Source organism: Marinomonas rhizomae (genome assembly GCF_003315485.1).
Lineage (GTDB): Bacteria > Pseudomonadota > Gammaproteobacteria > Pseudomonadales > Marinomonadaceae > Marinomonas > Marinomonas rhizomae.
Genome location: NZ_QNSE01000013.1, coordinates 1 through 21,868 on the forward strand (window position 1 = coordinate 1; position 21,868 = coordinate 21,868).

19 protein-coding genes are annotated in these 21,868 nt (G+C 44.1%); 5 read left to right on the forward strand and 14 right to left on the reverse strand.

Annotated features, from left to right (window positions below):
• Positions 1 to 126 precede the first annotated feature (126 nt).
• Positions 127 to 294 (reverse strand): type II toxin-antitoxin system prevent-host-death family antitoxin, encoded by a 168-nt coding sequence (locus DFP80_RS20915; protein WP_241560295.1) that lies wholly within the window; start codon positions 292 to 294, stop codon positions 127 to 129.
• Between the two features lie 174 nt (positions 295 to 468).
• Between DFP80_RS20915 and DFP80_RS16380 the strand changes: the two genes are divergently transcribed.
• Both DFP80_RS16380 and DFP80_RS16385 read left to right on the forward strand, forming a co-directional pair.
• Complete coding sequence (locus DFP80_RS16380; protein WP_113917892.1) at positions 469 to 1,332, forward strand: hypothetical protein; 864 nt, start codon at positions 469 to 471, stop codon at positions 1,330 to 1,332.
• A 51-nt stretch (positions 1,333 to 1,383) separates the two neighbouring features.
• Positions 1,384 to 1,986: a LysE family translocator gene (locus tag DFP80_RS16385; RefSeq protein ID WP_113917893.1), complete on the forward strand. Its 603-nt coding sequence runs from the start codon at positions 1,384 to 1,386 to the stop codon at positions 1,984 to 1,986.
• Positions 1,987 to 2,059: 73 nt separating this feature from the next.
• On the opposite strand, the gene DFP80_RS16390 is transcribed toward DFP80_RS16385, so the two are convergent.
• From DFP80_RS16390 to DFP80_RS16415, 6 genes are all read right to left on the reverse strand, one after another.
• Positions 2,060 to 3,769 carry an L-rhamnose mutarotase gene (locus DFP80_RS16390; protein ID WP_113917894.1) on the reverse strand — a complete coding sequence of 570 codons (1,710 nt, stop codon included), beginning with the start codon at positions 3,767 to 3,769 and terminating at the stop codon, positions 2,060 to 2,062.
• Entirely contained in the window at positions 3,766 to 4,785 is a 1,020-nt protein-coding gene (locus DFP80_RS16395) for an ABC transporter permease (protein WP_113917895.1), read from the reverse strand. Before DFP80_RS16395 ends, DFP80_RS16390 begins: the two co-directional genes overlap by 4 nt.
• Positions 4,786 to 4,793: 8 nt before the next feature.
• Positions 4,794 to 5,792: an ABC transporter permease gene (locus tag DFP80_RS16400; RefSeq protein ID WP_113917896.1), complete on the reverse strand. Its 999-nt coding sequence runs from the start codon at positions 5,790 to 5,792 to the stop codon at positions 4,794 to 4,796.
• Positions 5,786 to 7,300, reverse strand: coding sequence for a sugar ABC transporter ATP-binding protein (locus DFP80_RS16405; RefSeq protein WP_113917897.1), 1,515 nt, complete (start codon positions 7,298 to 7,300; stop codon positions 5,786 to 5,788). The genes DFP80_RS16400 and DFP80_RS16405 overlap by 7 nt, the downstream gene beginning before the upstream one ends.
• A 142-nt stretch (positions 7,301 to 7,442) precedes the next feature.
• The gene (gene rhaS, locus DFP80_RS16410) at positions 7,443 to 8,438 is read right to left on the reverse strand and encodes a rhamnose ABC transporter substrate-binding protein (protein WP_113917898.1); all 996 of its coding nucleotides are present in this window, start codon (positions 8,436 to 8,438) and stop codon (positions 7,443 to 7,445) included.
• 62 nt (positions 8,439 to 8,500) lie between these two features.
• Positions 8,501 to 9,259 (reverse strand): DeoR/GlpR family DNA-binding transcription regulator, encoded by a 759-nt coding sequence (locus DFP80_RS16415; RefSeq protein ID WP_241560296.1) that lies wholly within the window; start codon positions 9,257 to 9,259, stop codon positions 8,501 to 8,503.
• A 259-nt stretch (positions 9,260 to 9,518) separates the two neighbouring features.
• Between DFP80_RS16415 and DFP80_RS16420 the strand changes: the two genes are divergently transcribed.
• Positions 9,519 to 11,609 carry a bifunctional rhamnulose-1-phosphate aldolase/short-chain dehydrogenase gene (locus tag DFP80_RS16420; RefSeq protein WP_113917900.1) on the forward strand — a complete coding sequence of 697 codons (2,091 nt, stop codon included), beginning with the start codon at positions 9,519 to 9,521 and terminating at the stop codon, positions 11,607 to 11,609.
• 35 nt (positions 11,610 to 11,644) lie between these two features.
• Complete coding sequence (gene rhaI, locus DFP80_RS16425) at positions 11,645 to 12,937, forward strand: L-rhamnose catabolism isomerase (RefSeq protein ID WP_113917901.1); 1,293 nt, start codon at positions 11,645 to 11,647, stop codon at positions 12,935 to 12,937.
• Between the two features lie 247 nt (positions 12,938 to 13,184).
• On the opposite strand, the gene DFP80_RS16430 is transcribed toward rhaI, so the two are convergent.
• From DFP80_RS16430 to DFP80_RS16450, 6 genes are all read right to left on the reverse strand, one after another.
• Positions 13,185 to 14,540 (reverse strand): dihydroorotase, encoded by a 1,356-nt coding sequence (locus DFP80_RS16430; protein WP_113917902.1) that lies wholly within the window; start codon positions 14,538 to 14,540, stop codon positions 13,185 to 13,187.
• Complete coding sequence (gene thrS / locus DFP80_RS16435; RefSeq protein ID WP_113917903.1) at positions 14,537 to 16,564, reverse strand: threonine--tRNA ligase; 2,028 nt, start codon at positions 16,562 to 16,564, stop codon at positions 14,537 to 14,539. Before thrS ends, DFP80_RS16430 begins: the two co-directional genes overlap by 4 nt.
• A complete protein-coding gene (locus tag DFP80_RS16440) occupies positions 16,561 to 17,292 on the reverse strand; it encodes a PIG-L deacetylase family protein (protein WP_113917904.1) in 732 nt (243 codons plus the stop codon). Before DFP80_RS16440 ends, thrS begins: the two co-directional genes overlap by 4 nt.
• Before the next feature lie 206 nt (positions 17,293 to 17,498).
• Complete coding sequence (gene folE2 / locus DFP80_RS16445; RefSeq protein WP_113917905.1) at positions 17,499 to 18,473, reverse strand: GTP cyclohydrolase FolE2; 975 nt, start codon at positions 18,471 to 18,473, stop codon at positions 17,499 to 17,501.
• A 27-nt stretch (positions 18,474 to 18,500) separates the two neighbouring features.
• A complete protein-coding gene (locus tag DFP80_RS20710) occupies positions 18,501 to 18,644 on the reverse strand; it encodes a hypothetical protein (RefSeq protein ID WP_158601372.1) in 144 nt (47 codons plus the stop codon).
• Positions 18,645 to 19,138: 494 nt separating this feature from the next.
• Positions 19,139 to 19,798, reverse strand: coding sequence for an FMN-dependent NADH-azoreductase (locus tag DFP80_RS16450; RefSeq protein WP_113917906.1), 660 nt, complete (start codon positions 19,796 to 19,798; stop codon positions 19,139 to 19,141).
• A 115-nt stretch (positions 19,799 to 19,913) separates the two neighbouring features.
• Between DFP80_RS16450 and DFP80_RS16455 the strand changes: the two genes are divergently transcribed.
• On the forward strand, positions 19,914 to 20,819 hold the full coding sequence (locus DFP80_RS16455; protein ID WP_113917907.1) for a LysR substrate-binding domain-containing protein: 906 nt from the start codon (positions 19,914 to 19,916) through the stop codon (positions 20,817 to 20,819).
• 8 nt (positions 20,820 to 20,827) lie between these two features.
• On the opposite strand, the gene DFP80_RS16460 is transcribed toward DFP80_RS16455, so the two are convergent.
• Complete coding sequence (locus tag DFP80_RS16460; protein WP_113918008.1) at positions 20,828 to 21,805, reverse strand: hypothetical protein; 978 nt, start codon at positions 21,803 to 21,805, stop codon at positions 20,828 to 20,830.
• Positions 21,806 to 21,868 lie beyond the last annotated feature (63 nt).

The window sequence follows — 21,868 nt, forward strand, 5'->3', positions numbered from 1 at the left end:
TCTCCCCTACAGCATCAAAGTGCTTGGGCTAGGAACATACTTACCAGACTAGAGTGAATTACTAGCTAAGCAATTCACTTAGAAAGATACAAGGGTTAGGGAGGGGTCAATTTGTACTGATAACACCTAAATCCCTAAGCTTTTCTTCGCTTCCTCAAGTGAAACCGTATTACCGTCACGAGCTTCTTCCAAACCCTGATAAACAACACGAAGAAAACCAAGTTCTTCTGCGGCTTTTTCATACTCTTCTAGGCTCTGAACAACGGCAACGCCACGACCTCGGCTTGTTAACAAGATAGACCTGTGTGTGTTTCTTGCGTCCTGCTAACTACTTTCCCAGGATTTATCTTGAGATCAGAAAGAAGGACCACATCTTCGGAAAATTTCATTTGCATCGACACGCTTGAACATTGAAACTTATGGTAACGGAAGAAAGTACAAAATAAAGAATCCGCTAAAGGAATTTATATGTTGAGAAGACTTGCATCGTGGTGGAGAGAAGACACAGATAACAATAATCCAAACCTTAGCCAGCTGAAACTCTTTAAACTTGCTTACCTACTGCCTACTATTACATTCGCTATTTTTTCTGTACTGATTTTTCATGCTGAACAGCTCTGGACTTATGATATTTGCTTTAGATCAGCATGTATATTTAACACATATGAAATCTTTAAAATTCCCGTATGGCTACTTGCTTTGTCATTGCCTCTTACGGGGCTAGTAGCAGCTCATCATAGGTCTGTTCAGACATCAAAACAAATTGACCTAACGATGGAAAACAATACGTTTTCAAACTATTACAAACATATAGAGCATTTTGAAAATCGTTACAAAAATTTTGAAGTTGACCTCGACCTTTATAATCACAATATTGTTAAATTTGAGTTTTCTAGCATTGCTAATTTATATGTTGGAGTATTTCCCTTTAATTTTCCCCATGATTTCAAGTCAAATTACAGAGGAGACCATTTATCAGGTCTAGAAAATGCTCTAGCTAGATTGCAAATAATCTTTGAAAAACCTATAGATTTCAAAAATATCGAAAAAAACCAGCTAGATCCTATCAATTCACAAAACCTTTTCAGCTCACTTTACATTAGAGAAGCAATAGTAAACGGAGAAACTTACAATTTAAGACCAACGGACTTATTCAGCATAGAGTGGGATAGACCATCAATACACATAACTCTAATTATGGCTTGCTTAAAGCTGGTGATTTCTTTGAATAAATTTTCAAGTAGCAAAATACCAATGTCATACACTATATCCACAAGCTCTGGACTCGCTACTGTCGACTTTAAAGGAAAAGATTTTTCTAAGTCACTGTAAAAAAACTAGACATTCGTTTGATATAAGCCAAAACACCGGAAACTTAATTTAATGGATATACAAGGATTCGTAATAGCTATTTTGCCAATAGCTTTATCACCTGGAGCCAGTTTTACTCTTGCGCTGTCAAACGTTGCCATAAATGGCATGAAAGGTGCGTTTAAAGTCCTGATAGGAACTGGACTTGGAATTATTCTACATGGCTTACTTGTAGGCCTCGGCATTTCTAACGTTCTAAACAAAAGCCAAGTTGTCATGAATAGCTTGCAGATTATTGGTATTGCCTTCTTGCTTTGGCTAGGTCTAAAACTTGTTACTTCTGGCATGAAATTATTGCACCATAAAATGGAATTCACTGCTTCAGACGTCAGCGTAAAACAGGCTTTTCTATTAAATATTTTCAATGCCAAAGCGATTGTCTTGTATCTAACCGTTGTGCCTATTTTCGCTGGCTCCAGCTTATCAAGCTACCTTTTGCTCGCTACAACCCACGTTATAATTATGGCTCTTTGGATTTTAATTTTTAGCTTAATGTTTTGTTTTGCTAAAGAAAAACTAAAAGTAAATATCATTAGCGCGATCATAAATATTGTCGGCGGGGGATGCTTGCTCACTATGTCCTGTCATTCTGCTTTGAATTATTACTACCAATAACAACGCCTCATGAAGTGTTCGCGCCAGTGTCAAAGTGAGACATTGTTTGCAGACTTTTATCACACAGCTAAAACTACAACTCCCCCACCAGATCCCGCCATTGCTGACGGTACAGGTTAAGCAGTGGTTTTATTTGTGAATCACACAAGGCAAGGCTGAGGCGGCCTTTTAGCTTTAAGCTTTTGTTCGAAAGCAATGCCGCGCCGCCGGAGGTGCCGGTAACATCCCGAGAGGCGTAGATTTCGTTTTGACTGCGCATACAAGCCAATAAGGTGAGGAAGTTAATGTTATTACTGAAAGCGCCTTCAACAATCACGGTATCGCTACTGTCCATCAGATCAAGACAATAATCCGTCATCAAAGCCACATACACATCCGCCAAAGCAGACTGCTGAGCAGGCGTTAATTCCATGCCACGGTCGATAATACGCCCTTCGCAGTGGGCAAAGGGGCCACCACCTTTGGCAAAGGCAGGAACCGCCAAAATACCGTGTTCTAGGATGAAGCTAACGTCACCCAAGGTGGCTTTGCTGTCGCTACGCAGTTGCTCCCATTCACGTCCACCCATGAAGCGAACCGTCGGTGTCGCTCGGCCAAGAGCGTCCACATTGGCCAGCATGTCTTTGTCTTCTTGCAATGCATCCAGCTTGCCATTAATCGTGGCGATAACCGTCCAAGTGCCACTAGACACCACGGTGAGTTTCTCCATCGGTTGCCCGATATATGGTACCAGCGAGGCATTAGAATCGTGTATTCCATTGAAAATAACACAGCTCGACGGCAAGCCAGTTTCTTTGGCTAAGTCTGGTAAAATAGTGCCAAGCTTAGCGCCGGTTTCCATCACTTCAGGAAAGCGCGCCGCCCACTTTTGTTGTTCACAAAAATCAGAAAACTGACAACTGGTCGGATTCCACAAATCTGTGTGGCAACCTAACGAAGTAACTTCTGCCGCTTTGTTACCACTGAGCTTATAACCCCAGAATTGTGGATACAAAAGTAACGAATCGACTGTTGCGAACTGATCTGCAAAGTTTTTTTGCTGCCAAAATAATTGCGCTCCAAGATTCAAACCTTGAGGTAATCTCGGGCTAAAAGACTCACCAAAATCAGGTCGTGCAGCATCGTACTCTGCTTTTAGCTCGGACACGCCATCGTATTCATAATCCAATATCGGCAAGGCGAGTTCATCGCCTTTCATGCAAGCAATGGTTGCGCCATGAGTGGTGATAGCAATGCTGGAAATAAAATAGCGCTGAGCTAAATCAGCAAGGGCGTCTTTAATCCATTGCCAAATAGAATCCACATCCACATGAGGATATGGCGACGCGTCAACGACACCATTAACGCGTTTTTCAATATGCAATAACGCGCCAGTTTGCCCGTCCATCAGGCAGATCTTAATGTTGGTTTTACCAATGTCTAACACCGCTACCACGCGTATTTTATCAGGTTGCAACACATTAAAGCGAAATACTTCTTGCAGCGCATCAGCGACAGGTTCAAACGATGGGGTTTTGGTTTCCATGATGTCCGCCATGTATTCCCACCAACGTTGCATAACGGAATGATCGGCTAGCGCTTCAGAGTTTAGATCATCCGCATCAAAGGTGGCATACAATCGGTTTGTGTCTCGATCACTCTCATTAATATCCAAGTGAATATAATAATTGCGGATGCCATGTTGCTTTAAGTGCTCAGCAAGCTCTGGCCAGAGTTCATCATGACGTTTCTTGTATTCTTCTTCACAGCCTTTGTGTAAATACATCACGGAGGCATATCTCATAACGCTTTTGCCTCTTTTCGCTTAAGGGAAGTTTTATACATAGTAATCAGTACCGGTAAACTCACGACAGTGATTAACATCACGCCAACGATAATCGTCATGACGATGCCTGGAATATTCAACAGCCCCATACCAAAGGTAACCAAGCCCATTAGGATCACCGCCAACACCACTCCAGCAATGGTTCCGCTGCCGCCAAGAATACTCACGCCCCCTAGAACCACCATGGTGATAATGCTGAGTTCCCACCCCATGGCGATACTTGGACGCGTGCTACCCAAACGCGAAGTCAGTAGAATAGAAGCAACCCCAGACATCACACCGACCAAGGTAAACAGGATCAAGCGATGCTTATCCACCTTGATACCAGAGTAATAAGACGCCGTCGGATTATTACCAATCGCATAAGTGTAACGGCCAAAGGTAGTGCGATGCAGCAACCAATAAAACACCAAAGCAAAGAAGGCAAACAACACCAATTCAAACGAGAATACCCAATAAACATAACCTTGCCCAAAAAACTCAAAGCCATCAGGGTAATCTCGTACCACTTGGTCTCCCAACAAGATATAGCTGATACCACGAAATAAACTCATGGTACCGATTGTCACCACAATGGATGGAATCTTAAAACGCGTCACCAAGACGCCATTAAATAGACCACAAGCCGCACCCGCTAAAACACCAACAAACGCCACCGCATAAACGGGTGCGCCCATTTGGGCAACTAACCCCATCAAGGTACTAGAAAGCGAGATAATAGCCGCCACAGAAATATCAATTTCTTTGGCGATAATCAGCATTGCCATCGGCAAAGCGATTAAGGCTTTTTCGGTGAAGTTAAAAGTTGCATCCGATAAATTCCAAGGGTCTAAAAAGTAAGGGGATAAATAAGAATTCATCACGCAGACTAAAAAGACGATCAAAACCAAAAAGCTTTCCCAGCGCAACAAACCCTGTAGTTTGCTGGTAAACATTGAATCCGGCGTTGCTGATTTTTTTATTGTTGTATCCATATTCGCCTCTAATTAGCTCGTATTTCGTCATTTGCATTGGGGTTACGTAAGATGATCCGCGCCTTATCTTTGCCAGATGAAGCATTAGCAATGACGGCGATAATAATGACCAAACCTGAAATCGCCATTTGCCAAAACGGTGAGACACCAATAATGGGCAAGGCGTTATTCACCACGCCGATAAACAAGGCGCCAATCACACAGCCCACCACAGTGCCCAAACCGCCGACGATACTAACGCCGCCGATTACACAGGCTGCAATAACTTGCAGTTCAAAACCATTTGCCACATCCACATAGGCAACCGCAAATCGTGACACCCACAAATAACCGCATAACCCAGACAAGGTACCCGACACTAAAAAGGCATAAAACTGCACCTTACCGACGTTCACACCGGAGTAAAATGCGGCCATAGGATTACCGCCAGCCGAATAAAAGTTACGCCCCCACACGCTGAACTTCATTGCCCAGAAAAATAAAACAATGGTGACGACAGCCATCCAACCGAGCACGGGCATGGATAAAATTTCATAGCGGGGTAAGCCTATAAAAGACTCACTCATTTGATGCGAATTCACCCATGCGCCGTCCGATAATAAAAACGTTGCGCCACGGTAAATACTCATGGTGCCAAGAGTAATAACAATAGAAGGCACTTTTAATAGCCAAACAAACAAGCCATTAATCGCCCCTAACAAGGCACCAATAAACAGAGACAAAAATATCAATAATGCCATATGAAGCTCTGGGAAATATTGATTCACCATAGCGACAAACATGCCAGTAAACGCCACATTGGCCGCCACAGACAAATCAATACAACGCGTTAGAATGACTAGCATCTGACCCAGCGCCAGCATGATCAGAATCGAGGTGTCGTTAAAAATACTGACACTGTTCGATAAGCTAATAAAATCAGGGCTGATCACTCCAACACCAAAAAACATAGTCAATACAATGATACTCAGCACGCCTTCACGGGAGTAAATTAAACGTTTTAACATGTAACACTTCCTCCCGTCGCAAGAGAAACTACCTTCTCTGGCGTCGCGTCAGTACGTGATAGTTCACCGACAATGAGCCCTTCGTTCATCACCAAAATACGATCTGACATACCAAGTATTTCTGGCAACTCTGACGACACCATGATCACAGCTAAACCGGAATCCACCAGCTCAGACATAAACTCATGTACCGCCGCTTTCGACCCTATATCGATGCCTTTGGTTGGCTCGTCCAGAATGATCACTTTCGGATTGGTAGCGAGCCATTTGGCGATAACCACTTTTTGCTGGTTGCCGCCTGAGAGGTTCATTACCTTCTCGTCCCAGCAAGAGGCTTTCACTTGCAAGCGTTCGCAATATTGACGAGCCAGTGCCATTTCGCCTTCTTGGTCGATTTGTCCATGCTTCGCCAAACGCTCCATCTGCGGCAAGCTAACGTTTTGATAAATAGGCAATTCAAGCACTATGCCTTGTTTCTGACGTTCTTCTGGCACATACACAATGCCGTTGTCGATAGCCTCTTTGGGTGAGTGAATAATCACTTCTTTGCCATTCATTTTGACAGAGCCAGTCACATGATCCGTGGTGCCAAACAAAGCCTGCATCACTTCCGTTCTGCCAGAACCTACCAGACCATAAACGCCAAGGATCTCGCCTTTTTTAAGGCTAAAACTAATATCAGCAAATTCCGTTGTGTGACATAAGCTACTAACTTCTAAAAGTGTTTCGCCAATTTCTACGTCTTTTTTGGGGTACGTTGCTTCGATGCTACGCGCCACCATCATTTCCACCAACAGCGCTTCGTTGGTGTCTTTGATAAAACCTTCCCCCACATAACAACCATCACGAAACACGGTATAACGATCTGCCAAGGTGAAAATTTCATCAAACTTGTGAGTTATAAAAAGAATCGCTTTGCCTTGATCTCTTAACGTATTTACCAGTTCATAAAGCTCGTGAATTTCATGATGAGACAAGGCCGCCGTCGGCTCATCCAAAATCACAACTTTGGCATCGACTGACAAAGCACGAGCAATACCAACCATGTGTTTTTGGCCAATGCTTAATTCTCGTAGGATTTGATTTGGACTCATGTGGGCATTAATTGACGATAAAATTTCTTGTGACTTCGCCTCCATCGCAGACCAATCTATGGAGAAACGTTTGGTCATAAGGCCCTTTTTCATTGGATAGTTGCCCAAAAAGATATTTTCGGCCACCGTCAGATCATCAAACAACACGGTTTCCTGATGGATCGCCGTAATGCCTAAAGCATGGGAATCATGAGGGGAATGAAACTGCACGGGCTTGCCATTAAAAATGATTTCCCCACCATCGGGCTGATAAATGCCAGTCATGGTTTTTACTAGAGTCGATTTTCCGGCACCATTCTCGCCGATGAGAGCGGTCACTTGGCCCGGATAAAGGTGAAGATCGACACCATCCAGTGCTTTCACACCGGGGAACACCTTACTCACCTTTTTTAGACTAAAAATTGCACTGTTCATAACGGCTGCTCTTATTGTTATTCATTATGAAATTATTGAACGAGTAAAACCCCACCCTAGCCTTCCCCTTGAAGTAAGGGGAAGGAACAAAAATACTTAGCGCCTCCCCCTGCTAAGGGGGATGCTGGGGGGTTAGTAGCGACTAGAAAATTGAAGAGAATTCATCAACGTTAGACGCATCATAAACAAAAGGTTTCGCCATGGCGCCATCACCGTTTTTGTCTACTTTAAGCGTGCCCATACGCCCCATCGGAATCTCAGTTTTTGTGCCTTGGCCTTTTACAAGGTTGTAAGCCAGCATAGTCGCTGAATAACCAAGGTCAATTGGGTTCCAGATAGCAAAACTATGAATCGCACCACTGTGCACATGGCCAGCTAATTCAGAAGGAAGCCCCAAACCTGTCACATACACTTTGCCCGTTAAACCTAAGTCACTGACAGCTTGCGCGGCGGCCAAAATACCCACTGTAGTTGGTGCCACGATAACATCTAGATCTGGGTGATTTTTAATAAGCGCAGTCGCTTCACGGAAACTCTTATCCGCTAAGTCATCACCGTAAACAGTATCGACAAGTTTTAGGTTAGGGAATTTGCTAAGGGATTTTTTCATTTCGCCAATCCAAATATTTTGGTTGGTCGAAGTAGGAGTTGCACTCAGAATGGCAAAAGTACCAGAGCTTTTACCTTTGGCTTTAATAGCATCAGCCGCAAGCTGCACATTCATTTCGCCAATTAGACTGTTGCTAGAAGGGTTCAAATGGATTTGGCGGCCTTCTTTGCCAACACCAGAATCCCAAGAAATCACTTTGATGCCGCGCTGTTGCGCTTTTTTCAAAGCTGGAACCAAGGCATCTGCATCGTTTGCGGATACGGCAATGGCATCGACACGCTGCGCGATCAATGAGTTGATGATTTCAATCTGGCCTTCTGCTGTGGTTGACGTTGGACCTGTATAAATGATCTCTACATCGCCTAGCTCTTTTCTTGCTTCTTCGGCACCGCGATACGCGGCTTCGAAAAAGCCAATACCTAACGCCTTCACCAGTAACGCTACTCGAACTTGATCCGCTGCATATACACCAGATGCAAACAAAGTAGCAGAAGCCAACACACATGCCGTGATGAGTTTACTTTTCATAATTATCTCCAAGAGCGCGCTCATCATCACACAACAGGAAATTGTCGGATCAGAGACGCGGTTTATTGTTTTTGTTTTTCTACTATGATCAATCGACACCCTGCCGATTCGATCACTTCTTTACTCTTGTTATCTATTCCATCGTCCGTGATGACGATATCTATCTGTGATAAAGGACAAATGATCATACTTGATCGGTTTTGAAATTTTGTACTATCAACCAAAAGCACCCGCTGATTTGCTCGATTTATCAGTTTCATTACCGCTTGTACGATTTGTGGATCTGTCTCCATCACACCATGAGAATTTACGCCATATGCACCGATAAAAAGAATGTCAGCGTATGTGTGATTAGAAATATCATTCGGGAACGGACTTAAAATAATGTTCTGTTCCCGATGGATTTTTCCACTCGGCACGGTCACGCTGCACTTACTCTTTTTAATCAACTGATCGGCAATAGAAAACGAATTGGTCAGCACTTGCAACTTTAAACCGCGCATATACTCAGACATAGCCGATGTGGTTGTGCCACCGCTGATCATAATCGACATATTGTCTGATAATAAATCCACAGCGGCTTTAGCAATACACCGTTTTACGTCAGTGTTAATCGTTTGACTAACCGAGTAAGGCCGTCCCAACAAACTGACATCAGAAGGAGGATTAATGGCTTCCGCCCCTCCTCGTACCCGACGCAGTTTTCCTTCTTTATCCAGAAAGCCGATGTCTCTTCTTACTGTTGCTTCGGAAGCACCTAACACATCCGTTAGATGCGCCACCGTCACAATAGGTCGAGCTTCTACTTCCGACAGGATCACTCTGTGCCTTTCAATCTCATGCATTGATCATCCTCGATATTCAATATAATTTATTTTCAATCATTATCAAGCACTTTTGATCAATATTTAATTAAAAAGACAAAAAATGCTTGAAAATGATTATTTTTGTTCTAGTATGAAGGCTATCAATCATTCTAACCCGCTGATTGTGCATAACAAAAATAAATTTTAAGTCTTTGATTAATCGCCATAAAGCGACACTTTATGCCATTAAAAAGACGGAACTTGAGGTTAAACGATGTCTACTAACTTACTACCCAATCTTTGGAATGATGCTGACGCATCCCTTCTGACTGAACCCGAATTATTGCAATATCGATCAAACTTGCTTGGTTCTGACATGCGCGTTACCAATTATGGTGGCGGTAATACCTCAGCAAAACTGCAAATGGACGACACGCTTACAGGAGAAAAAACCACTGTATTGTGGGTAAAAGGCTCTGGTGGCGATATTGGCTCCATGGGCTTGGATGGTTTTTCCACTCTTTATATGGACAAACTGAATCAACTCTTACCACTATATCGTGGGCTTGAGTTTGAAGATGAGATGGTCGCCTACCTTCCGCATTGTACTTACAACCTAAATTCACGCGCCGCCAGTATCGATACGCCGCTTCATGCGTATTTGCCTTACCTTCACGTCGATCACCTTCACCCAGATGCCGTGATCGCGATCGCGGCAAGCAAAAACAGCAAACAACTGACAGAAGACATTTTCAACGGTGAAATTGGCTGGCTTCCTTGGCGTCGTCCAGGTTTTCAGCTAGGCATGGACTTGCATAAAATCGCCACTGAGAACCCTCACCTTAAAGGTGTTGTATTAGAAAGCCATGGTCTTTTTACCTGGTCGAATGGCAACAAAGATTGCTACCTCAACTCGCTGAACATTATTAACAAAGCACAAACTTGGTTGGAACAACAAAGCGCTGGCAAAGCCGCTTTTGGTGGTGAGTTATTTACCACCTTGCCCAACGACAAACGCCAACAAGTGGTTTCTAGTTTAATGCCACTCATTCGAGGAAAAACCAGTGAGAAGCAACGCCAGATTGGCCACTTTAACGCTTCAGACGAAGTGCTACAGTTCGTCAACTCTAAAGACCTAGATCGTCTTGCTAAACTTGGCACCTCTTGCCCAGACCACTTTTTGCGCACCAAAATTCGTCCTTTTGTGGTGGCGTATGATCCACAGAAAGACAACCTTGACGAAGTGATTGAATCATTAGATCAAAGCCTTGCTGACTACCGTGAAGAATACGCGGGTTACTACAACCGTTGTAAACGCGATAACAGCCCAGCTATGCGCGATCCAAACCCGGTGATTTACTTGATTCCAGGCGTTGGCATGTTGTCGTTTGCCAAAGACAAAGCAACGGCACGAATTGCAGGTGAATTCTATGTGAATGCGATCAATGTAATGCGTGGCGCAGACAGCGTGAGCGAATACGTTGGCTTGCCAGAACAAGAAGCCTTCGACATTGAATACTGGTTATTGGAAGAAGCCAAACTGCAGCGTATGCCAAAACCAAAATCCTTAGCAGGCCATATCGCTTTGGTGACGGGTGCGGCTGGCGGCATTGGTCTGGCGACGGCAAAACGTCTAGCCAAAGAAGGTGCCAACATAGTATTGATGGACATAGACGAAGACGCTCTGACGACGGCGCAAGCAGATATCACTGGCGAGTTTGGGAAAGATTCCGCGTCTAGCATCAAGATGGATGTGACCAACGAAGACGATGTTATCCGTGCCGTGAAACATTGCGCCGTGGCTTTTGGAGGTTTGGACATTGTTGTCTCCAATGCTGGCATCGCCTCTTCCGCACCATTAGAAGAAACCACGCTTGCTCTATGGAATAAAAACCAAAGCATCTTATCGACAGGGTATTTCCTTGTTGCTCGTGAAGCCTTTAGTCTGCTAAAACAACAGAATATGGGCGGCAACATGGTGTTTATCGCCAGTAAAAATGGCTTGGTTGCCAGTGCCAATGCCAGTGCTTATTGTGTTGCTAAAGCAGCTGAGATTCAGCTTGCGCGCTGCGTTGCTCTGGAAGGTGCACCACTTGGTATTCGTGCAAACGTGGTTAACCCAGATGCAGTGTTACGTGGCTCAAAAATTTGGACTGGCAAATGGAAAGAAGAAAGAGCCAGTGCTTACAAATTATCGACCGATGATTTAGAAGAGCATTATCGCCAACGCAGTATGCTGAAGCTGAATGTTTTCCCTGAAGACATCGCCGAGGCCATTTACTTTTTTGCGTCTGACGCGTCGTCTAAATCGACAGGCAATATTCTGAATGTCGATGCCGGTCATGCACCGTCATTTACTCGCTAGCGCCTAGATAAAAAAGAACAATAAAAGGAATCACCATGAAACAATTAATTGATCAAAACTTGCTGCAAGAGCACAACGCCAAGCAAGAAGCTGCGGTTACTAGCGATTACAATGCGCTAGCGGAGAAACTAGATCGTTCAGGCGTAAGAATCGATACAATCTTGGAACAGGCTAAGCAGTTCACCGTTGCCGTTCCTTCTTGGGGAGTTGGCACAGGTGGCACGCGTTTCGCGCGCTTTCCGGGCAAAGGCGAGCCACGTAATATCTTCGAAAAACTCGACGATTGCTCAGTTATTCAACTGCTATCACAAGCTACTCCTGCCGTTTCCCTACATATTCCTTGGGACAGACCAAAAGATCCAAACGAACTACGACAATACGCTGAGCAATACGGTTTGCATTTTGATGCGATGAATTCCAACACCTTCCAAGATCAAATTGGTCAGGAAGAGTCGTACAAATTCGGCAGTTTGACACACACCAACAAAGCCGTGCGCGAACAAGCCATTGCCCATAATATTGATGTGGTGGAATTAGGTCAAAAGCTCGGTTCAAAGGCACTCACGGTTTGGGTAGGCGATGGCTCTAACTTTCCTGGTCAACAACACTTTAAAAACAGCTTTAGCCATTATTTAGACAGCATCAAGACGGTGTATAACAGTCTGCCTGATGATTGGAACATGCTACTGGAACACAAAATCTTCGAACCAGCCTTTTACTCAACCGTAATTCAAGACTGGGGCAGCAGTTACCTTGCCGCAAAAGAAACTGGCGAGCGGTGTTTGTCTCTAGTGGATTTGGGGCATCATGCGCCCAACGTCAATATTGAAATGATCGTCAGCCGTCTTGCTCAATTCGGCAAACTGGGCGGGTTCCATTTCAACGACAGTAAATACGGTGATGATGATTTAGACAGCGGTTCAATTAACCCCTATCAACTCTTCCTGATCTTCAACGAATTGACCGACATTCGCGCGCAAGACCCGTCTTACCGCCCTTTTTATATGCTAGATCAATCACACAACGTGACCGATCCAATCGAAAGTCTGATGTACAGCGCGGCAGAAGTCCAACGCGCTTTTGTGAAAAGCTTGCTTGTCGATCGCCAAGCATTGACTCAATACCAAGAAACAAACGATCCAATGATGGCACAAGCTAGCTTGAAACAAGCTTACAATTTGGATGTCGAACCAATCTTGCAAATGGCGAGATTACACACTGGCGGTGCCATCGACCCTGTTAGCTGTTACCGTGCCAGCGGCTACCGTGCTGCCGTCGCCAAGGCTCGCCCAGCAGACCCAAACAAAACTGGTTCTGGGATCGTGTAGTAAAGCGGATAAAAAGAGTGAGCGATTAAAAGTATAGCCTTTTAAAAATATAGCCTTTAAGTGAGGCTATATTTTTTGCTTAGATTAGTTTTGGAGACTGTACTTTATTAAGAACAGCCCCAAAATAAAATGAAATAATTGATTGGCTTTTAATTAAATTTAGTATCAAAAAAACAGTATTAGCGCGCTAAACGTTCGTGCTGCTTTTTTGACAATTCTCACTGAGCATACGCCAAAATAAGGCTATTTAGACATCTAGAAATTGAATCGTTTTCCCATTGGGTTTGCCAACCAAAACTTCGTTTTCGACGATAAGCTGTCCATTCACTATGGTATGAATCGGCCAGCCAGTTATGACTTTACCCTGATAAGGTGTCCAGCCGCTAATGCTGGCGATCCAATCATTATGAATGTCTCGTTTTGCGTTAAGGTCAACGAGAGTTAAGTCCGCATCGTAACCAAGGGCAATCCGCCCTTTTCCTTCTATACCAAAAATTCTTGCGGGCCCTGAGCTGGTGAGATCCACTAAGCGTAATAGGCTTAAGCGACCAGCATTGACGTGATCCAACATCAGTGGAAGTAGGGTCTGAACGCCTGTCATGCCACTTGGCGATTGCGGATAAGGTTGTGCTTTTTCTTCTAGGGTGTGCGGAGCATGATCACTGCCAATTACATCCACTACTCCCTCTTGAATGGCTTGCCAAAGCGCATCTTGATGGACTTGTTCGCGAACAGGCGGATTCATTTGGGCTAGGCTTCCTAAACGGTCGTAACACTCCGGTGCGCTCATGGTTAAGTGGTGTGGCGTGACTTCGACGGTGACTCTGTGTTTGTGCTGGGCCAAAAATGCCATTTCCTCTTTAGTAGAAACATGCAGTACATGTAAACGACGATTTGCTTCGCTGGCTATTTTGACGATGCGCTTGGTGGCCATCAGTGCGCTTTCTGGGTCTCGCCACACTGGGTGATCGGTGACTTTTTTACTAGTCTCAACAATGCTTTTACGCACTTTCAATCGCGCTTCATCTTCGGCATGAACCGCCATACGGCGAGAGCCATGAGCAACAATACGTCGCAGAATATCATCATCGTCGGCTAATAAATCGCCAAAAGAACTGCCCATGAAGACTTTAACACCAGAGCAACCTGGCAGTTTTTCTAGCTTATCCAGTTGCTCGGCATTAGCTCCTGAACCACCCATGTAGAAAGCAAAGTTACACCATGCTTGTTGCTTAGCAATGGCAAGCTTGGCGTTTAAGTCACTCTCATTAAGAGTAAGTGGATTGGTATTGGGCATTTCAAACACACTGGTCACACCGCCTAATACCGCGCCTCGGGTACCCGCTTCGATGGTTTCTTTATGTATTAAGCCAGGTTCACGAAAATGCACTTGGCTGTCTATCACCCCAGGTAAGATATGCAAGCCGCCTGCATCAAGATATTTGTCAGCTTGCCAAGCGTCTTTTAGATTGCCAAGGGCAACAATACAGCCCTCACTGCAGGCGATATCAATACGTTCTTCGCCATTCGGGGTGATGACGGTGCCGCCATGGACAAGTAAATCAGCATAGTATTGGTTAGATTGAATAATAGAGGAACTCATTCGACTCCTTTGATGTGGTCTGTTTGCTGCTCGCCACCTAATAGCCTGCTTTTTAGCGCTTGTTGAGTTACCAAACGTGTCGATAGATCTGGCGCTTGGGCAGCTTGTTGTAATAAGGTAATAGCGTCACTTAAAGGCAAGACGCCAAGATCTTCACCGCTTTGACTGCGAATCGCAACACAGCCAGAGGTTTGTTCTTTCGCGCCAACTACAAGCAAGTAAGGAATACGTTGCAAGGTGTGCTTGCGAATTTTGTAGCCTATTTTCTCATTACTGATGTCAACTTCGGTGCGTATATGTTCGCCTTCTAGTAGTGCCGCGACATCTTGCGCGTAGACGTTATTGTCTTCACTTATAGCCAATACAATAGCTTGTGTAGGCGCCAGCCAAGTAGGGAGTGTGCCCGCGTGATGCTCAATCAAAATACCAATAAAGCGTTCCAGTGAACCAAATAGTGCGCGGTGCAGCATGACAGGCTGTTTTTTCTGGCCATCCATGTCGACGTATTCTATGCCAAAGCGCTCAGGCAAATTCATGTCTACTTGCAGAGTGCCACACTGCCAATCTCGGCCAATGGCGTCTCTTAAAACAAATTCCAGTTTCGGACCATAGAAAGCGCCTTCTCCAGGGTTGATTTGGTAATCGAGAGACATCTGCGCCAAGACATCGGTTAGGGTGTTTTCTAGTACATCCCATGTGGCATCGTCGCCCATACGATTTTCTGGACGAGTGGATAGCTTAATACGCACCTCGTCGAAACCAAATTGGCGGTAAATATCCAATACCAAGGACACCACATCACGGCATTCGGACTCCATTTGAGCAGGCGTACAGTAAATGTGAGCATCGTCTTGAGTGAAATGACGAACGCGCATCAAGCCGTGCAAAGAGCCAGATGGTTCGTAACGATGAACCTTGCCAAACTCTCCCATACGAATAGGCAAATCGCGGAAGCTTTTCAAACCATGACGATACAGTAAGACGCTACCGGGGCAGTTCATTGGTTTGAGAGCAAGAGAACGACTGTCTTCCGTTTGTGTAGTAAACATGTGGTCATGATAGTTCTGCCAATGCCCTGATATTTCCCAGAGTTTGCGGTCCATCATGTCGGGAGAGTTCACTTCTTCATAGCCTGCCTCTTTTTGGCGACGACGCATGTAGGCGATCAGTTCTTGAAATACCGTCCAACCTTTGTTGTGCCAGAAAACAGCCCCAGGGGCTTCTTCTTGGAAGTGAAATAAATCCAGTTCACGCCCCAGCTTTCGATGATCGCGTTTTTCAGCTTCTTCTAAGCGAGTTAAGTAAGCTGACAGCTGTTTTTTGTCTGCCCATGCAGTGCCATAAATACGCTGTAATTGTTCATTTTGCGCGTCACCACGCCAGTAAGCACCCGCTAGTTTGGTTAGTTTAAAGGCTTTAAGAAAGCGCGTATTCGGTACGTGTGGGCCGCGACACATGTCGATGTATTCTTCATGATGATACAAACCCATTTCCGTGACATTGTCTCCCATGTCTTCGATCAAGCGAAGTTTATACGCCTCCCCACGGGCTTCAAACGTACGGATGACCTCGTCACGAGGAATGACCCTTTTTACGACGTCGTAGCCTTTTTTGATCAACTCTGCCATGCGATTTTCAATGGCAGCCATGTCGTCTGGCGTAAATGGTCGCTCGAAAGCAACGTCATAGTAAAAGCCATCTTCCACCACAGGACCAATCACCATGTTGGCCGTTGGGTAAAGCTGCTTAACTGCGTGACCAATTAAATGCGCACAAGAGTGGCGAATGATCTCAAGTCCTTCGTCATCCTTTGGCGTGACAATGCTTAAACTGGCATCCTGGGAAATTAGATCACATGCATCGACGAGTTGGCCATTGACCTTGCCGGCCAAGGTATTTTTAGCAAGGCCTGCACCAATCGATTGAGCAACTTGTGTGACGCTGATTGGCGCAGAGTATTCACGCACGCTGCCATCAGGCAGCGTGATATTGATGAGTGCTACTTTGGATATAACCGAGTTCATAGCGTGTCCACGACAGTTGGAGTAAGTTTCATGTAGCCTTCGGCGTATTCAATGTTGCGCTTCGTGGTAATACCAATGTTGCGTTTTGCTTGAACACCACGCTGCTGTGCAACGCGAGTGTAATACGCCCACAAATGTTCTTGCCCTGCCATGCATTCAATCGCTTGACGCTTAAGATCCCAAACATCGGTAATGTCTAGAAAGGTATTAGGTGTCCATTCGCATTGTTCTGTTTGATGAGGTTCGAAGGCATAAACCGGCGGTGCTCCCAGTACTTTTTGCTCTAGGTTATGCCCCGCTGCTTGAGCTGTTACACGGGCTTCTTGGGCTAGATGCATGGCAAGGGGATGATCGAAGTTATAAGGATCCTTAACGGAGTGACTCAAAACAAACTCTGGTTGCAATGTTTGGTACAAATCCACCATGCGAAACAAGGTATCATCGCTGACACGCATGGGATAATCACCAATGTCCCAGAACTCTACGTCTGCCCCTAAAATATCGGCTGCTCTTTGCGCTTCATCGCGTCGAGCTGCTTTTACTTTTTCTAGGGTCATATCGGGGAGCTTCCATAATTTGGCGGATTCACCTCGCTCACCAAATGACAAACAGACGACTTTAACGTGCCAACCTTGTTTAACGTGGCTGGCAATAGCGCCACCACAGCGCCAAACAAAATCCGCTGAATGAGCACTAACAACAAGCGCTGTTTTATTTGTATTAGACATGGTATTTCCTCTTTTTTCTTGGCGATGGTTTAAGAGCAAGCGCTTAGTCAATCAATGGCTGACTCGCATCACTTAAAACTCATTTTGAATACGTTTATAGCCATTAATCCATTGTCTGTTGATGCGCAATGACAGTTGGATTAACAAACACTCTAGGAAGAGCCGTGGGCAAATCACCGCGAGTTTTTTGCGTATCATGATCATGATCATGATGACATTTTCATCAATATAGATGAGCTGGGATGTGTTAGGTCCGCTGTAGTTTGCTGTTCTGGCGCGTTAGACCAAGCAACGGCATCGTGTGGATGCAAACTTTCTAAATGTCGGACGTGAACCTTAGGCGAGGAAAATTTGCCATTTAATGCCGCTTGAATTCGACGCGCCGCATCTTCTACAAACATCAAATTTTGTCCATTCAATGCTGCAAATGCTTGTTCATCAGCACGCTTGACGGCCGTTTGTAATGGTGTGCCTAATGCCACTTCGATTTGATCAATCAAGGAGAGTAGACCAAATTCCTGCTGATTCGTTGGTACATCGACTTGAACACTAGCCTCACTGCGCTGACTATGCGGCGTTGCTAAGCTGGCATTGTCTCGTAGCCATGCGGCAACAGTATCAGGAGCTAATGCAGGTTGATTGACGAAATCGCTTAAAAAACGCTGCTCAATTAATTGACGAGATAGCGCCGCCGAGCAAGGGCAAGTAGACGAGTATTGAACAATAACCTGAGCATTAATTTGAAAAGATTTATCACTAAGATAGACATCCAAACACACGGGGTAAGATTTCCAACCAGAAGCACCTTCTGTCATTAAGGCGGGACGGCGGGTTAGAAGATCAAACTTCAGACGTAAACGAGCACTGTCCGTATAGCAATCTTGATGAGTTTCTATCATAGCTTTAAGCAAGCTTTCTAAGCGATAAGGTGACAGGGCGTCTCCATCGCTGAGTGTGTCTAATAGCCGATAAAGTCTAGACATATGAATGCCTTTAACATGACCTGCTGGCAGATTAACTTGTACGTCAGCGTGGGCGTGTAACTCTCTGTAATAATGAGCCTCACAATTAGTTTCACTGACAGTAATGGGTAAATCTATCCCCTTCATTCCCACCCACTCTAAAGGGGATTCATTGACCACTGTTTCACTGATAGAAACATCAGGTAGTAAATTCGTCATTACATTGATTCCTTAGAAAAACACACCTTATGACCATAAGAAATGATCAGAATTAAGCCCATTCAGAGAAAAGGTTCGCCATGTTTTCCAGGTGTTCATGCCTAGACGCATTTCTTCATCGTTCAATAAGCAATTACCCAACTCAGCTCCCAACAACGCTTCCCCTTTCATTGCTCATCTCCACCATTTTTTCGTCTGTTCAAAACACTCTTTTCGCGATTATTCAGAATATGATTTCGTAAGCTGGACTTACCTACACCTAGAAAAACCAGACAATACTGCGACAGAAAGCTTTTTGCTTAATGTGCTATTCACAAAATATTCATCCATAGAGCGCCCTACTTGATAGGAAGAAATGGAAAGGGCTTAAGTACTTAAAAATTAACAACATATATAAAATGTTATAACATAACAAATTTGTTTTAAACTACTATAACTAAAATGAATACAAAGGTCACTAGCTAGAGAGTCGATCATAATTACTATTTCCCTCTCCCTTAATGCTTTTCAGCTTACTTGCACTCATCTCCTACGTGCCAGTGATCACCTTGTACTTGCCTACGCTGTTTGGCTTTGAATGAATCGTTTGAGCTTTTAGCCAAATTCGACATCAAAAAAAACAGCATGAAAGTGATAAACTTCCACGCTGTTTTTATAGCCGTTAATCAGTTCAATAGGTTTACTAAAGCGACAATATCTTGCTTTGCTTTTTCGACCGATAAAACGTGACGATCATCCGCAAATTCTTGGTATTCCGAACCGATTTCATAAAACTTATCCACGCCCAAATACTTGGCTAACTCTTTAATATGTGGACTTAAATGATTCATTTGTTCACGTACACCACCAATACCAAAACCAAACTCACCAGCTGAAGTCAGTAAAACTAAGGTCTTGCCTGACAAGATAGGTTCAATCGGAAAGTCGCCTCGCGCTAGGTCAAAGGTGAAGGTTTTATTCACTCTCAGCATTTGGTCGAACCACGCCTTCAATACCGCTGGCATGCCGTAGTTATACATGGGGGCGGTAATGAGGATGATATCCGCTTGAGCCACTTCATCAAAATACCTATCAGACTCAGCTAATACTCGCTGCTGTGACTCGCTTCTGTTTTGCTCTGGGGTAAATGCCGCAGCAATCCAATCTTGGCAAATAAAGGTTGGCGGATTAAGACCAAGGTCGCGACAAACCACTTTGTCTTGATGATTTTTATTCAGCCATGTATCGATAAAATAACGTCCAAATGACTTCGAAATCGAATTATAGCTTGGCGTCGAATTATCAGTACGACGTACACTGGAGTCGATATGTAGAATAGTTTTCATGCTTTATGTCTCTTTCATTGATAGTGAGTCGACATAGTGTGTTCGGCAATCGTTTTAGTGACAAATGGTCTTATTTTTCCTATAAAGTAGTTATTCTCATCCATAGAGTGCCTTTATGTTTCAACAACTCCCTTCTTTAAATGCCATCAAAGCCTTTGAATCTGCGGCTCGGTTAAACAGTTTTAAAGACGCTGCCAATGAATTGAATGTGACACCGACAGCTATTTCACATCAAATAAGAGCACTTGAAGATAGCTTAAAAGTAAGACTATTTGAGCGAAAAACACGAGCTGTGACCTTAACGACAGAAGGCAAATTATTAGCGGCATCGGCCAATCAGTCCCTGCAAGATCTACTCTCAACAGTAAGTCAATTAAAAGGCTCTTCTAGTACGTTAACTATCAGCACGACCAGCTCGTTTGCGGCAATGTGGTTAGTTCCAAACCTTGCCGATTTTCAACAACAATACCCTGGCATAGACATTCAGATAAGGGCAGAAGAAACCCTTATAGATATGGAACATGATAGACGTGTGGATATGGCAATTCGCTACGGAGAGCCACCTAAACAACGAGAAATTAAGGCTCTTACTCATCAACCACTAGTTCAAGAATCTCTTGGCTTTTTTGCGACCCCAGAATATTGGGAAAAACATCGTAAAAATCTGTCTGATGTCGTATTTTTCTGTACGCAATGGAAGAATCCAAACCTCCCGAATTTAGGACTAGAAGAAACGATCAAAAGCATCGTTGTCGACTCTCGACCAAATATTCGCTATTTTGATGACGAAAACCTAACCGCTCAGGCTGCACTTTCTGGGCAAGGTATCGCTATCATCAGCCAGCTTGCCGTCGAAAACTCGATTAAAAACGGCTGGTTAACCCAAGGCACAGACAAGATGTCAAAATCTATCACTGGCCTACACTACTACTTAGTTATCCCCAAGCGGGTGCAAACCAGCCAAGCGGCAATTCATTTTAAAGAATGGTTACAATTGACTTTGGCCAAAGTCAGCCCATGATTTAGAGTCTAATCGCTTATCTTCTTGTAAAAATATTTACGGCAAGTGCTTTCATCTATTCGCCTAAGAGCAAAGACTAAAACCCCCACAATAACCACAGAAAAAACAATTCGTCCCCAAAAAATAGTCATAAAGTCTGCGCCAATCAACAGAATAAGTAAGGTGTCTTCAATCAAACTGTGAAGTAGATTGAGCAACATCATGGCGACAAAAATATCTCGTGGTGAAATATGGCCTCGTTTTGCTTCGTTAATAAGTAAACCACCACCGAAAGAAACCCCTAGCGTAATACCAACAATCGTCAAATTGGTTGCTTCTCGGCTGATACCAAGCACTGACAAAATTGGCTTAAGCAGTATTGCCATCAGCTTTTCTACCCCCAGCAATTTTAACAACCGTAAAAACGTCATCAGTGCAGCAATTACCAAAAAAATCATCGCAAGACTTTGAAGTTGATCAAACGCCCATGCAATATAGCTAGGGTCACTGGTTGGTGAATGTTTCCACACAGTCTGCGCTGGTGTATTTAATAAATTTCCACCTTGATAAATGTGATGGAGTATCCAACCCATTAATAAACCACCACCAAGTCTTATCACCAGTGTCGCAACAATGCCTACTCCGGCCTTTTTAGCCACCGCCACTTCCACTGGCAATGAATGTGCGAGCAACAATAACGTTCCTAAAATAGAGACTTGGGCGACGGTTAAGTCAGCGTCCATACTCATAAAGACCACAAGCCCAGCGTACATATTGGTAACCAGGGTTGTTGCCCATACTAAGCCCATCTCACTGGGCAAGCCAACTAAAGACATAACAGGACTCAACCAGTGACTTAGCAGCTCTATACCACCAAATTCTTCAACAACCTTGATCACGATAATCATCGGAATCATTATTTTATAAAGCGTCCAGGTGACATCAATAATCTCTTTCCAGAGACCGCTCCATAAAAGACCAACCCAACGACATATGCGTTTATTCACTTCTCTTACTCCAAACAATTTATAAATAAATTCTATTGAGATAAGAAGAAATATGTCGATCAA

Bases quoted from the DNA above. Each gene is read 5' to 3' on its own strand.
- DFP80_RS16440 (WP_113917904.1), bottom strand. From the start codon at position 17,292: ATGTCTAATACAAATAAAACAGCGCTTGTTGTTAGTGCTCATTCAGCG.
- DFP80_RS16455 (WP_113917907.1), top strand. From the start codon at position 19,914: ATGTTTCAACAACTCCCTTCTTTAAATGCCATCAAAGCCTTTGAATCT.
- DFP80_RS16390 (WP_113917894.1), bottom strand. From the start codon at position 3,769: ATGAGATATGCCTCCGTGATGTATTTACACAAAGGCTGTGAAGAAGAA.
- DFP80_RS16385 (WP_113917893.1), top strand. From the start codon at position 1,384: ATGGATATACAAGGATTCGTAATAGCTATTTTGCCAATAGCTTTATCA.
- DFP80_RS16400 (WP_113917896.1), bottom strand. From the start codon at position 5,792: ATGTTAAAACGTTTAATTTACTCCCGTGAAGGCGTGCTGAGTATCATT.
- folE2 (WP_113917905.1), bottom strand. From the start codon at position 18,473: ATGACGAATTTACTACCTGATGTTTCTATCAGTGAAACAGTGGTCAAT.
- rhaI (WP_113917901.1), top strand. From the start codon at position 11,645: ATGAAACAATTAATTGATCAAAACTTGCTGCAAGAGCACAACGCCAAG.
- thrS (WP_113917903.1), bottom strand. From the start codon at position 16,564: ATGAACTCGGTTATATCCAAAGTAGCACTCATCAATATCACGCTGCCT.
- DFP80_RS16405 (WP_113917897.1), bottom strand. From the start codon at position 7,300: ATGAACAGTGCAATTTTTAGTCTAAAAAAGGTGAGTAAGGTGTTCCCC.
- DFP80_RS16450 (WP_113917906.1), bottom strand. From the start codon at position 19,798: ATGAAAACTATTCTACATATCGACTCCAGTGTACGTCGTACTGATAAT.
- DFP80_RS16380 (WP_113917892.1), top strand. From the start codon at position 469: ATGTTGAGAAGACTTGCATCGTGGTGGAGAGAAGACACAGATAACAAT.
- DFP80_RS16395 (WP_113917895.1), bottom strand. From the start codon at position 4,785: ATGGATACAACAATAAAAAAATCAGCAACGCCGGATTCAATGTTTACC.
- rhaS (WP_113917898.1), bottom strand. From the start codon at position 8,438: ATGAAAAGTAAACTCATCACGGCATGTGTGTTGGCTTCTGCTACTTTG.
- DFP80_RS16420 (WP_113917900.1), top strand. From the start codon at position 9,519: ATGTCTACTAACTTACTACCCAATCTTTGGAATGATGCTGACGCATCC.
- DFP80_RS16430 (WP_113917902.1), bottom strand. From the start codon at position 14,540: ATGAGTTCCTCTATTATTCAATCTAACCAATACTATGCTGATTTACTT.
- DFP80_RS20710 (WP_158601372.1), bottom strand. From the start codon at position 18,644: ATGAAAGGGGAAGCGTTGTTGGGAGCTGAGTTGGGTAATTGCTTATTG.